15 protein-coding genes are annotated in these 11,927 nt (G+C 65.4%); 3 read left to right on the top strand and 12 right to left on the bottom strand.

Annotated features, from left to right (window positions below; genetic code table 11):
* Nucleotides 1-49 precede the first annotated feature (49 nt).
* The 5 genes from JJE66_RS28255 to JJE66_RS28235 all read right to left on the bottom strand — a co-directional run bounded on the left by JJE66_RS28255 (nt 50) and on the right by JJE66_RS28235 (nt 3,763).
* Nucleotides 50-1,009 carry an NrtR DNA-binding winged helix domain-containing protein gene (locus JJE66_RS28255; protein ID WP_200517724.1) on the bottom strand — a complete coding sequence of 320 codons (960 nt, stop codon included), beginning with the start codon at nt 1,007-1,009 and terminating at the stop codon, nt 50-52.
* Between the two features lie 19 nt (nt 1,010-1,028).
* Complete coding sequence (locus JJE66_RS28250; protein WP_200517723.1) at nt 1,029-1,535, bottom strand: tyrosine phosphatase family protein; 507 nt, start codon at nt 1,533-1,535, stop codon at nt 1,029-1,031.
* A gap of 112 nt (nt 1,536-1,647) precedes the next feature.
* On the bottom strand, nt 1,648-2,262 hold the full coding sequence (locus JJE66_RS28245) for a YfbR-like 5'-deoxynucleotidase (RefSeq protein ID WP_200517722.1): 615 nt from the start codon (nt 2,260-2,262) through the stop codon (nt 1,648-1,650).
* Nucleotides 2,259-2,885 carry a DNA-3-methyladenine glycosylase I gene (locus JJE66_RS28240; RefSeq protein ID WP_200517721.1) on the bottom strand — a complete coding sequence of 209 codons (627 nt, stop codon included), beginning with the start codon at nt 2,883-2,885 and terminating at the stop codon, nt 2,259-2,261. The genes JJE66_RS28245 and JJE66_RS28240 overlap by 4 nt, the downstream gene beginning before the upstream one ends.
* Nucleotides 2,882-3,763 (bottom strand): folate-binding protein YgfZ, encoded by an 882-nt coding sequence (locus JJE66_RS28235; protein WP_200517720.1) that lies wholly within the window; start codon nt 3,761-3,763, stop codon nt 2,882-2,884. Before JJE66_RS28235 ends, JJE66_RS28240 begins: the two co-directional genes overlap by 4 nt.
* Before the next feature lie 101 nt (nt 3,764-3,864).
* On the opposite strand from JJE66_RS28235, the gene JJE66_RS28230 reads away from it, so the two are divergent.
* A complete protein-coding gene (locus JJE66_RS28230; RefSeq protein WP_200517719.1) occupies nt 3,865-5,199 on the top strand; it encodes a dihydroorotase in 1,335 nt (444 codons plus the stop codon).
* A gap of 202 nt (nt 5,200-5,401) precedes the next feature.
* A complete protein-coding gene (locus tag JJE66_RS28225) occupies nt 5,402-6,265 on the top strand; it encodes a sulfurtransferase (RefSeq protein ID WP_200517718.1) in 864 nt (287 codons plus the stop codon).
* 20 nt (nt 6,266-6,285) lie between these two features.
* Here the strand turns inward: JJE66_RS28225 and JJE66_RS28220 are convergent, their stop codons facing one another.
* The 4 genes from JJE66_RS28220 to JJE66_RS28205 all read right to left on the bottom strand — a co-directional run bounded on the left by JJE66_RS28220 (nt 6,286) and on the right by JJE66_RS28205 (nt 8,070).
* Nucleotides 6,286-6,552, bottom strand: a complete 267-nt coding sequence (locus tag JJE66_RS28220) for a hypothetical protein (RefSeq protein WP_200517717.1) — start codon at nt 6,550-6,552, stop codon at nt 6,286-6,288.
* Nucleotides 6,553-6,693: 141 nt separating this feature from the next.
* Entirely contained in the window at nt 6,694-7,071 is a 378-nt protein-coding gene (locus JJE66_RS28215) for a TIGR02301 family protein (RefSeq protein WP_200517716.1), read from the bottom strand.
* Between the two features lie 46 nt (nt 7,072-7,117).
* Nucleotides 7,118-7,552 (bottom strand): NUDIX hydrolase, encoded by a 435-nt coding sequence (locus JJE66_RS28210; protein ID WP_200517715.1) that lies wholly within the window; start codon nt 7,550-7,552, stop codon nt 7,118-7,120.
* 17 nt (nt 7,553-7,569) lie between these two features.
* The gene (locus tag JJE66_RS28205) at nt 7,570-8,070 is read right to left on the bottom strand and encodes a hypothetical protein (protein WP_200517714.1); all 501 of its coding nucleotides are present in this window, start codon (nt 8,068-8,070) and stop codon (nt 7,570-7,572) included.
* Between the two features lie 63 nt (nt 8,071-8,133).
* On the opposite strand from JJE66_RS28205, the gene JJE66_RS28200 reads away from it, so the two are divergent.
* Nucleotides 8,134-8,898 carry an SOS response-associated peptidase gene (locus JJE66_RS28200; RefSeq protein ID WP_200517713.1) on the top strand — a complete coding sequence of 255 codons (765 nt, stop codon included), beginning with the start codon at nt 8,134-8,136 and terminating at the stop codon, nt 8,896-8,898.
* A 9-nt stretch (nt 8,899-8,907) separates the two neighbouring features.
* Here the strand turns inward: JJE66_RS28200 and JJE66_RS28195 are convergent, their stop codons facing one another.
* The 3 genes from JJE66_RS28195 to JJE66_RS28185 all read right to left on the bottom strand — a co-directional run bounded on the left by JJE66_RS28195 (nt 8,908) and on the right by JJE66_RS28185 (nt 11,924).
* Nucleotides 8,908-10,101 carry a CaiB/BaiF CoA-transferase family protein gene (locus JJE66_RS28195; RefSeq protein WP_200517712.1) on the bottom strand — a complete coding sequence of 398 codons (1,194 nt, stop codon included), beginning with the start codon at nt 10,099-10,101 and terminating at the stop codon, nt 8,908-8,910.
* A 37-nt stretch (nt 10,102-10,138) separates the two neighbouring features.
* On the bottom strand, nt 10,139-11,068 hold the full coding sequence (locus tag JJE66_RS28190; RefSeq protein ID WP_200517711.1) for a glycine reductase: 930 nt from the start codon (nt 11,066-11,068) through the stop codon (nt 10,139-10,141).
* A 274-nt stretch (nt 11,069-11,342) separates the two neighbouring features.
* Nucleotides 11,343-11,924: a GDP-mannose pyrophosphatase gene (locus JJE66_RS28185; protein ID WP_200517710.1), complete on the bottom strand. Its 582-nt coding sequence runs from the start codon at nt 11,922-11,924 to the stop codon at nt 11,343-11,345.
* Nucleotides 11,925-11,927 lie beyond the last annotated feature (3 nt).

Here is an 11,927-nt window from a genome sequence, read left to right as displayed (position 1 = left end):
GGGGCCTCCAGGCAATCGGCGGGCAGGGGCCGATCACGCAACATTTAGTCTAGCGCCGCGAGCGCACGCGCAAGCCGGGCGCCGGCCGCTCCTGGAGCACGTCGCGGCGGAAACGGTAGAGCGCTGCCGGCCTCCCGCCCGTCTGTGTCGACATCACGCCCGTCGGTTCGACCAGGGCTTCGGTTTCGACTAGGCGGCGGAAATTCTGCTTGTGCAGGTGCCGGCCGGAGATCGCCTCGACCGTATACTGCAACTCAGTGAGTGTGAACTCGGCGGGCAAAAGTTCAAACACCACAGGGCGATACTTCAGTTTTGCGCGCAGCCGCGCGATCGCGGTGGCGAGGATCCTGCGGTGGTCGAACCGCATGGAGGTGCCGAGCGCGGGCAGGGCCTTGCGCGCCAATGCCGCGGGACGGCCGTCGCGCCGCGCCTCCTCGATGAGACCGGCCTCGTAGAGGAGCTCGTAGCGGTCGAGCACGCGCTCCTCGTCCCATGCGGCGCCCTCGAGGCCGAAATAGAACCGCACGCGATCCCTGCGCGGCAGCGCGCGCGTGGTCTCCGGCGTCTCCTCCTCGGCCCACTTGTTGAGCTCCGGGATGATGTCACGGGCGATGATCGCCGGCGGCGCCTCGCGCCAGTCTTCCCAGGGGAAGAAGCGATACCAGGGTTCGAAGCTCGCCGCATTTGCGGCTCCCTCGGCGGTGCGCGTCAGCGCGAGATAGCCGATCGACACCATATGAGCGCCGGTGTCGCCGGTCTCGGCGTGACGGCCGCGATCGCCGAAGGTGTAGAGCTGCTCGACATAGCCGAGCCGCAAGCCCGCCTGTTCCTCGACCCAGGCGCGCAGGCCGATCTCGAAGGTGCGATGGCTCGGCGCATCGAACGGACCGAACGGCAGGCCGGCGAGCCCGTCGCTGCCGCGCGCGATCAGCACCAGCGGCTCGTGATCCTCGATCGCGACGATCGCGGCAGTCAGGCCGATCTCGATCGGCGTCAGCTTTTCGCTCATGCGGTGACGATCGCAGCTGTCATTCGAGCTCGATCACGAAGGGGCGCCCCTCGGCCGTCATCTCGCCAGGGCCCATCTCGTCGAGCCCGCGCAGCATGCGGCCGTTGCGCCCCAGCGCGCGGTCGGCAAGATCGACGATGCGCCGGTTCGGCGAGGCGATCGGAGAGGCCGCGCGGATCTTCTTCGCGATCTCGATCTCGTCGCGATCCGGATTGAGCGCGCACACCGTGGCAAAGGCGCTCGCTGTGGAGCGGCTGATGCCGGCATAGCAATGCACCACCAGCGGCGCGCCGCGGTCCCAGCCGCGCACGAAATTCAGCACCTGATCGATATGCACCTCGGAGGGGGCGACAAAGCCGTCCATCTCCTCGGTGATGTCGTCCATCGAGACCTTGAGATGATTGGCAGGGAGCACCGACACCGGCCGCACCACCTGCTCGACATTGGCCATTACGGTCAGCACGTGGCTGGCCCCGGTGCGGCGGACGGTTTCGGGAAGTGCGGCGAGTGAACAGACGTGGATCATGGCGAACCTTTTTGGCGATTATAGCGGCCGCAGTACGGTGGGCAAAGGCGCATCGCGCCGTGCCGACCATCATGCTTCGCCTTGCCCACCCCTGGGCTGAGACGTGATGGTGCTACGCAAAGACGGCGCCAAACCGCTCTAGAAACTGCTTCTCGGCCCGCGCCGCGGTCCAGGGCGTCAGATAGTCGCGCCGGACGCTGTCGGAGAGGCCGGGATCCCGGCCGAACAGGCGCTTGGCCTCGCTCTCGCTGAAGCCGGCGAGCTCGGTTGCCTCCAGATACGCCGCGCCGCGATCGGCGGTCTTGATCGCTTGCGTGATTTCCTCGGGCAGCACCGGCGGCAGGCCAAAGCGGATGTGGATGGCGCCGAGCAGGCGCTTCTCCACCGCCTTGTAATGGCCGTCGAGCACGGCCTTGAACGGCGAGATCATGTCGCCGATCACATATTCAGGCGCATCGTGCAGCAGCGCGGCGAGTCGCATGCGCCGATCGGCTTTTGGCCATTCGTGCCGCAGCACGGTCTCGACCAGCAGTGTATGCTGCGCGACCGAGAAGATGTGCGCGCCAATGGTCTGGCCGTTCCAGCGCGCGACACGCGCGAGCCCATGCGCGATGTCGGCGATCTCGACGTCGAGCGGGGAGGGATCGAGCAGATCGAGCCGCCGGCCCGACAGCATGCGCTGCCAGGCGCGGGACTCCGCTGCGCGTGCGGTCTTCTTCGCCGTCATTTGGCCTTGAGGCGCGGCTTGCGCTGCGTCTGGCCGCAGCTTGCGTGACAATGGCAGTCGACGAGATGGTCGTTGACCATGCCGGTCGCTTCCATGAAAGCGTAGACGATGGTCGGGCCGACGAACTTGAAGCCGCGCGAGGACAGCTCCTTGGAGATTTGCGCCGACAAAGGCGTCGAAGCCGGCACGCTCGCCGTGGTCTTGAAATCGTTGACCTTGGGCCGCCCGTCCATGAAGTCCCACAGCAGTTTCGAGAAGCCCGGGCCTTTCTCCATGATCTCGAGATAGGATTTTGCGCTGAGGATCGTGCCGTCGATCTTAGCGCGGTTGCGCACGATGCCGACGTCGTTCATCAGCGCGTGCACCTTCTTGTCGGTGTAACGCGCGATCTTCTCCGGCTGGAAATCGTCGAAGGCTTTGCGGAAATTGTCGCGCTTGCGCAAGATCGTGATCCAGGACAGGCCGGCCTGAAAACCGTCGAGGATCAGCTTTTCATAGAGCGCGCGGTCGTCATACTCAGGCACGCCCCATTCGGTGTCGTGATAGGCGACGTAGAGCGGATCCTCGCCGGGCCATGGGCAGCGGGTCTTTCCGTCGGGATGCAGGCGGGGAGCACGGCTCATGCGATGGGCTGCTTGGTGGGAATGCGGAGGACGTCAGGTTCTGCCAGCTTCAACGTGAGGCCGCCCGCGGTGAGCGGCTGGCCGGCATCGAGCGCGTCCGCAACCCGGTCGATACGCACCAGCGCGATGCCCTTTCCTTGCGCCGACGAGCCCATCGTGCCGACCGGCTTGTCGCCGGCCATGACACTGACGCCGGCCTCTGGCGAGGAGTCCTCAAGCAGCACCTTCACGCTGCGGGTGCGTGCGGTACCGCGATGCTGCATGCGCGAGACGACCTCCTGTCCGACATAGCAGCCTTTGTCGAAATCGACGCCGGCCAGACGGTCCATGTTGGTCTCGTGCGGGAACGCGTCGCTGTACATGAAATCGAGCCCGCCGCGCGGCACGCCGAGCGCGATGCGGTGCGCTTCATAGTCGGCGGCATCGACCAGCTCGGCGCCAATCAGGGCGGACAGCTTCTGCTTGAGATTGTCGGGGATCAGGATGCGAGTGCCGAGGTGCTCATTGCGCGGATCGGCAAAGGCAAGATCCGGCTGCGCCGCCAGCTGGCCGTCCCAGGCCGCCAGCACGCCGAGATTGTCGGAGAGGTTGTCCACCGTCACCTTGGCGCGCAGCTTGTAGAATTTCAGCTTGGTAGCGAGGCCCTCGGCCAGCGCCCTCGGGCAGTCGATCAGGAACCCGCCGCCGTGGCCGGCGGGCGCTTCCGTGATCAGGAAATCGACGACGATCTTGCCCTGCGGCGTCAGCAGCGCGCCGAATCGCCCCAGGCCCGGCTTGAGCTTGTCGAGATCAGTCGTGACGAGGCCGTTGAGGAAGTTGCGCGCATCCTCGCCCGCGACCTTGACCACGCCCCGGTCGGGAAGAAACGCTGATTTCATGTGAAAATCTCTTGCGACATGTTGCTCCGGAACGTAAGCCCGCAAGTCATAAACGACAAGACCTCGAGCCCTGCGCTTGGGGATGACAGAGGCCTCCAGCCATGACCCAGCGTTTCGACGTGATCCTCAAGGGCGGCACCGTCGTCAATCAGGACGGCGAGGGTGTTCGCGATATCGGCATCACAAACGGTCGCATCGCTGAGCTCGGCCCGCTGACGCAGGCCTCTGCCACAGAGGTGATCGACTGCAAGGGCCTGCACATCCTGCCCGGCGTGATGGACACGCAGGTGCATTTCCGCGAGCCCGGGCTTGAGCAGAAGGAAGACCTGGAAACGGGATCACGCAGCGCCGTGATGGGCGGCGTCACCGCCGTGTTCGAGATGCCCAACACGTCGCCGCTCACGGTGACGGAGGCCACTTTCACCGACAAAGTGAAACGTGCCCATCACCGCATGCATTGCGATTTCGCCTTCTTCGTCGGCGGCACCCGCGAGAACGTGCAGGATCTGCCCGTGCTCGAGCGTGCGCCCGGCTGCGCCGGCGTCAAAGTGTTCATCGGCTCCTCGACCGGCGCGCTCTTGGTGGAGGACGACGAGAGCCTGCGCCGCATCTTCCAGGTGATCCGCCGCCGGGCCGCGTTCCACGCCGAAGACGAGTACCGCCTCAACGACCGCAAGTCGCTGCGCATCGAAGGCGACCCGCGCTCGCATCCGGTTTGGCGCGACGAGACCGCGGCGCTGATGGCGACGCAGCGCCTGGTCAAGCTCGCGCATGAGACGGGCAAGCGCATCCACGTGCTGCACATCTCGACCAAGGAAGAGATCGAGTTCCTGCGCGACCACAAGGACGTCGCCTCCTGCGAGGCGACGCCGCATCATCTCACGCTGGCGGCACCGGAATGCTACGAGCGGCTCGGCACGCTGGCGCAGATGAATCCACCGGTGCGCGGCGCCGATCACCGCGCCGGTATCTGGCGTGGCATCGAGCAGGGCATCATCGACGTGCTCGGCTCCGACCACGCACCGCATACGCTGGAAGAAAAGCAGAAGACCTATCCCTCCTCGCCCTCCGGGATGACCGGCGTGCAGACGCTGGTGCCGCTGATGCTCGATCACGTCAACGCGGGCCGGCTCTCGCTCGCCCGCTTCGTCGATCTCACCAGCGCCGGCCCGGCACGCCTCTACAACATGACCTGCAAGGGCCGGATCGCAGCCGGCTACGACGCCGACTTCACGGTGGTCGATTTGAAGCGCAGCGAAATCATCACCAACAAATGGGTGGCGTCCAAGGCCGGCTGGACGCCTTACGACGGCGTGCGTGTGACCGGTTGGCCCGTCGGCACTTTCATCCGCGGCCGCCGCGTGATGTGGCAGGGCGAACTCGTAACGCCGGCGCAGGGCGAGCCGGTGCGATTTCTGGAGACGCTGAAGCAGTAGGCGTGGAAAGGGCACAACGGTGCCACACCTGCGGTGTCGTCCCGGCGAAGGCCGGGATCCATAACCACAGGAAGAAGTTTGGCGAAGTCCAGCGGTTGCAAGTCCTTCGCTTGGTACGAATGCTTTCGTACACCGATAGATCACGCGGTATGGGTCCCGGCCTTCGCCGGGACGACATTGGGGAATCATGGGAGAGCATTCGATGACCCAATCCCTCATCACCACCGATCAACTCGCAGCCATCCTCGGCGACCCCAATCTCCGCCTCTACGACTGCACGACCACCAACGAGCCGGTGCCACCCGGCAGCGATGTGCCGTATCGCGCGGTGCCCGGTGACAAGTCCTTCGCGGCCGGCCACATCCCGGGCGCCGATTTCCTCGACCTGCAGGGCGAGTTCTCCGACACATCCGCGCAGCAATTCTTCATGATGCCTGATGTGGCCAAGCTGGAGGCCGCCTTCGGCCGCCACGGTCTCGATGCCACCAAAACCGTCGTGCTCTACAGCATCGGCACGATGATGTGGTCGACGCGGTTCTGGTGGATGCTGCGCTCGCTCGGCGTCGACGCGCAGGTGCTCGACGGCGGCTTCGACAAATGGAAGAACGAGGGCCGAGCGGTCGAGACCGGTGCACCGATGGGCTATCCGGCCACGACCTTCAAGGCCGCACCGCGCGCGGGCCTGTTCGTCGACAAGACCACTGTCATGGCGCGGATCGGCGATCCCTCGACCGTGATCGTCAATGCGCTCGGGCCGCAATTTCATCACGGCCTCGAGCCGAGCCGCTATGGGCGACCGGGCCGGGTGCCCGGCAGCGTCAACGTATCGGCTGCGACGCTCACCAATGCCGACAAGACGCTGACGACGCTCGCGGACGCCGAAGCGAAGTTCACCGCGGCAGGCGTCACGCGCGACAAGAACGTGATCCTGTATTGTGGCGGCGGCATCTCGGCCACCATCGACCTGCTCATACTGACGCAGCTCGGCTACGACAAGCTCGCGCTGTACGATGCCTCGATGGGCGAATGGGCGAGGGACCCCGGGCTACCGATCGAGACGGATTGAGGCACGCCAATCCGGCGCGCTTACTGCCTGGAGAGGTCGACCGAGAATTCGCCGTTGCGGATGCGGGCGGGAAAGCCCTCGACGAATTTCGCCACCGCGTCCTCGCCATAGGTGCCAACGAGTTCCGCAAGCGCCGCAAACAGGCTCGCCTGCGCCAGGCAGTCGCCGTCGACGCCATCATGGCGCGCTTCGGCCCAGGCCTCGTTCAGATAGCTCAGTGCGGCCTGTTTCTGCTCGTGATCGGGCAGCGGCGCGCGTGCGGGGGCGTAGGACACTGGATGGCTCATGAAACTCGATCAGGGCTGGGGCGCGATCCACGGCGATGCGCTGCACGAAGAGGTGTAGCACGCGCATTAACGACCGCTAGGCCACATCTTTAAGAACGGTTAACGGCTGTGAACAAAGACGATGACGTTGTCCCCGAGAGCTCAGTTCGCGTAGCGCGCGGTGAGATCGCGCGAGATCTTCGAGCCTTCCTCGATGTAACGGCGGATTGCGACTGTGGCCGCCGGCGTGCAGCTCCGGTAAGTCTGTTGAAAGCCGTTATAGCCGCGGTTGAAGCCGGCGATCATGCGGGTGCGGCGCTCGCCGGCGGGGGTTTCGGCGTCGATCAGCGCCTGCATCTCGCTGCGCCATTTGTTGCCCTCGTTGGCGCCGCAGATGCCGCGCAGATAATGCAGCCCGCCGAGGATCTCGGCCAGCCGCTGCAAATCGGCGTCGAACGGCGCCGCCACGTCCTGGGCCCGGGCGGGCGCGGAAGCGCAGGCGAGAATCAGGGCAAAAATGGCCAGAAATCGCGTCGACATCGGCGGGGTGTATGCCCCCTCGGGGCTGATGACGCAAGGCGGGCGGTCAGGGGGCGATCAGCCGGTGGGCGGACTGGATGATCTCCTCCAACCCGCCGGTCAGCTTGAGGTCGCCGGGGCTGCCGAGCGCGTCCGGAGCGATCCAGCGGTAATCGTCGAGTTCGTCATTCAGCGTGGGTTCCTTGGCCACCCAGCGGGCGGCAAAGGACATGATCAGATAATGGCCGGCACCAGGGGTGGCCGGCAGCACCTCGCGCCAGCCGGCAAAGCTGACGATCTCGATGGCGAGCCCGGTTTCCTCGTCGACCTCGCGGATCAGCGCCTGGTGCAGCGATTCGCCGAATTCGACCCGGCCACCAGGCAGTGAATAGAAGCCCTTGGCGGGTGAGCGGGCGCGGCGGGTCAAAAGCACCTTGCCGTCGCGAAAAATCGCGGCACTGACCGCGATCTGAGGATGGGTGGGCTGGACGACCGTGGCCATATCTCTAGCTACCGGGCTCAGTTCGCCATGATGGTGTCGACGTCGGCTTCCGCGCCGCCATTGATGATGCCGCCGCAGGCGGCGATCAGCGGCTTGACCCACGAGGTGGCCTGCTCGGCGAGGCGGACGCGGGTCGTGTCCTTCTCGACGTCGCGCATGGCCGAGCCGACCGCTGTTAGAATCGAGGTCATGGTGTCGGTGAGGTGGTCGAACTGGGCGCGCACGTTTGGCTCGGCCTTCTCATAGGCCTCGATTGCCAGATCCCGTGCCTTGAAATTCGAGGCGGTGAAATGTTCGGCATAGGACAGCGGCGACCAGGTCAAAAAGTCTTCCGCGCATTCCGGCATGTCCGGAACCATTTCCAGCAGCATCACGGCTTCATTGAAATGGTTGAGATAGTCGGTGGCAAGCCCGGTTCGCGGGTTGATATTGGCCACGCGCAGCCGTTCGGCCCAGGCTTGCGCCTCGGAGGCCGTCTGTTCATGCGTCCGCGCGGATTGCGAGGCCATTGAGCTCATCCGCCGCAGTGTTAACGTTCGGGGTTAAAAGGACCTGAACGGACCCTATATAGTCGCGCTAGGATGTGTGGACGCTTCGTCATAACTTCGGCCCCCGCGGCTTTGCGGCAACTGTTCGGCTACGTCGAGCAGCCGAATTTCCCGTCCCGGTACAATGTCGCGCCGACGCAACCGATTCCGGTCGTCTTGGTCGAGAATGGGGCCCGCCATTTCCGCCTGATGCGCTGGGGCTTGCTGCCGAGCTGGGTCAGGGATCCCAAGGGCTTTACGTTGCTGATCAACGCCCGCTCCGAGACCGCACTGGAGAAGCCTGCGTTCAAAAAGGCGATTCGCCGGCGGCGCGGGCTGATCCCGGCCGACGGCTATTACGAATGGAGGGTGGTCGATGGCCGCAAGCAGCCGTTCTTCATCCGTTACGCCGACGGAGCGCCGCTCGGCTTTGCTGCTTTGTTCGAGACCTGGATCGGGCCGAACGGCGAGGAGCTCGATACGGCCGCAATCGTCACGGCGGCGGCGGGCGAGGATTTGGCCGCGCTGCATGACCGCGTGCCGGTCACCATCAGCCCACGCGATTTCGAGCGCTGGCTCGATTGCAGCAGTGACGAGATCGATTCGATCCTGCCGCTGATGACCGCCCCGCGCATCGGCGAATTCGCTTGGCACCCGGTCTCCGCCCGCGTCAACCGCGTCGCCAATGACGACGAGCAGCTGCTCTTGCCGATCAGTGCGGAGGAGATGGAGGCGGAAGCGGAGGCCATGAAGCCGAAGAAACTGGTGCGGAAGACAGCGACTGGCTCGGCGGATGACGGGCAGGGGTCGTTGTTTTAGAAGGCCCCTTCAAACAATCTCCCGTGCCCGCAACGCCGCGATCTCCGCCGCATCGAACCCGAGCTCGCCGAGCACCGCGTCCGTATCCGCGCCCAGCTCCGGCGCCATCCGGTCGAGCTTGCCGCCGCCATGGGCGAGCTTGAAGCCGCTGCCGGCGAAGCGCAGCCGGCCGTATTGCGTGTCGAGCTCCTGGATCGCGCCGCGCGCCTTGATCTGCGGATGATCGATGACCTCCTCGACCTTCCAGATGCTGGCGCAGGGCGCGCCGGCATCCTCCAAAATCGTCTCCCATTCCCGCGCCGGCTTTGCCGCGAGTGCCTCTTCGATGATGGCGCGTAGCGCTGGCTCGTTCTCGTTGCGGGAAAACCAGTCGGCGAAACGCGGATCGGACAGCGTATCCTCGCGGCCGAGCGCAGACATCAGCGCGCGGTACTGCTTCTCGTTGTTGACGGCGAGCAGGATGTGCCCGTCACCGCATTTGAATAAATTCGCCGTGGTCCGGCGGCTCACCGCCTGGTTGCCGGAGAGCTGCTGGCGATGGCCGGCGACCGACCAGTCCGCGATCTGCCCCGACAGAAACGCCATCGTCGCCTCCAGCATGGAGACGTCGATGAGCTGCCCCTTGCCGGTGCGGTCGCGCTGGTAGAGCGCGCTCGACACCCCGAACGCGGCCGTGGCGCCCGAGAGCACGTCGCACACTGCAAAGCCCGCGCGCGTCGGGCCCGTCTCGGGATGGCCGGTGATGGCCATGATGCCCGACAGCGCCTGCATCTTGCCGTCATAGCCGGGCCGCAAACGATCCGGGCCGGTCTGGCCGAAGCCGGACACCGCGCAATAGATCAGCTTTGGATTGATCGCCGACAGCGCCTCATAGCCGATGCCGAGCTTGTCCATCACGCCCGGACGAAAATTCTCCATGACGACGTCGACTGTCGCGGCGAGCTTCTTCACGATCGCGATCGCATCCGGCTTTTGCAGATCGAGCGTCAGGCTGCGCTTGTTGCCGTTGATGGCCTGGAACGCCGGCGCCAGCCCGCGCTCGGCCCATTCGCGTGACAGCGGCGTGCGGCGCATGTCCTCGCCCTCGCGCCGCTCGACCTTGATGACATCGGCGCCCAGCAGCGCGAGCTGGTAGCTCGCATAGGGGCCGGCCAGCACTTGCGTGAAGTCCAGAATCTTCACGCCCTCGAACGGTCGCGTCACGTCGCTCTCCCTTTTTGATCATCGTTATTGGAGAATTTCAGGCGGCGCGATTGCCGCGCGCGAGCTCCTTCTGCTTGTCGAACTCGGCACGGCGGCGCGCCAGCTCTTCCGGCGAAAGCTGCGCAACGTTGTTGTAGTCGAGCTTCCAGGAGGCATCCTCGCTCCAGCGCAGCGGCGACTGCATTGTGGTCTGCGGGCCGCTCGCGGTCTCCAGCAGCTTGAGCGCGAGCTCGAACGTCTGCGCCTGCGAGGCGACGTCATGCGGCTTGCCGGCGGAATTGCCGAGCGGGAAATCGCTGAACAAGAAGCGCGGCACGGCGGCGTGCTCGATGATGTCCTTGGCGCAGCCCATCACCACGGCCGGAATGCCGTTAGCCTCCAGGTGCCGGGCGACCAGCGCCGTGGTCTGGTGGCAAACCGGACAGTTCGGCACCAGCACCGCGACGTCCACCTTGTCAGCCAGACAGCGCGCCAGAATCTCCGGTGCGTCGGTGTCCAGCGTGACGCGATGGCTGCGGTTGGTCGGCGCGCCGAAGAACCGCGGCGCGACCTCGCCGATCCGGCCCGAAGCGGCGGCCGTCAGGAGCTGCGGCAGCGGAAACCAGGTGCCGTTGTCGGTGGCCGTGGTGTGCTTGCGGTCGTAGCCGATATGCGAGATGCGCAGATCGTGTGGCTTCGACGTGTCGCCGTCATAGACCTGGTAGAATTTGGCACTGCCATTATACGCCGCACCCGGACCCTGGTCGCCCTTGGTCGGATCGTAAGGCGCAGCCGTCGTGATGATCGTCACCCGCGATTGCGCCAGCGGCTTCTTCAGCGGCTGGAACGGCGCCGCGGTGTGATGCGCCCAGCGATACGGCGTGGTGTATCCGATCGCGGTGTAATAGTCCCGCGTGCGCTGCATATAGGGGATGGGGGCATCGTAGTCGGGCGCAAAGCCGAATTCGTCGTCGCGCGGAGCGGACATGGGCGCGTCTCCTTGGTTCTTGTTGGCGACAGACTAGAGATAGTCGGGGGGCAGCTCAACAGCGGGCAGGGTGATGCAGGTCAGAATTGCGTTGCGCAATGGCTCGCCGCGAAGCAGGTGCGCTCCCTCGCCCCGCTGGCGGGGGAGAGGGTTGGAGGGGGAGTCTCGGCAAGCGTGGTGACAGTGAGACTCGTCGAAAGTCCCCCTCGCCCGGAATTCAAGCTGCGCTTGAATTCCGACCTCTCCCCGCAAGAGGGGAGAGGTGAAGGAGCGCCTATCTGAAAATATGCAGCGCCGCGTATTGCAGCAGCATGATCGCCTTGGCGTCGATGATGCGGCCGTCGGCGATCATCGCCAAGGCCTCGTCGATGCCGAGCTCCAGCACCTCGATGTCCTCGCCTTCATGTTCGAGGCCGCCGCCGGCGCTGACGCGCATCTCTGGCTCATACTCGGCGACGAAGAAATGCAGTTTTTCGGTGATGGCGCCGGGGCTCATGAACGCCTCGAACACCTTGTGGACGTGGTGCAGGCGATAACCGGTTTCCTCCTCGGCCTCGGCGCGGATGCGCAGCTCGGGCTCGGCGTTATCCAGCACGCCGGCGGCCGCCTCGATCAGGAGATCGTCGTAGCCGCGGATGAACGCCGGCAGGCGGAACTGCCGCACCAGGATTACGGTGCGCCGCGCTCGATTGTAGGGCAGCACGGCGGCGGCATTGTCGCGCTCATAGGTCTCCCGATGCTGCGTCTGCCATTCGCCGCTGGCGCGCCGGTACTCGAACGTCGTGCTCTTCAGTGGCGTCCAGCCATCCGAGAGCACGCGGACGTCCTTGATGCGGACGCGGTCGGAAATGGTCATGGC

It is taken from the genome of Bradyrhizobium diazoefficiens (genome assembly GCF_016612535.1).
Taxonomy (GTDB): Bacteria; Pseudomonadota; Alphaproteobacteria; order Rhizobiales; family Xanthobacteraceae; genus Bradyrhizobium; species Bradyrhizobium diazoefficiens_C.
The sequence above is the reverse complement of the archived record's forward strand: the minus strand, read 5'-3'. Positions and strand labels throughout refer to the sequence as shown.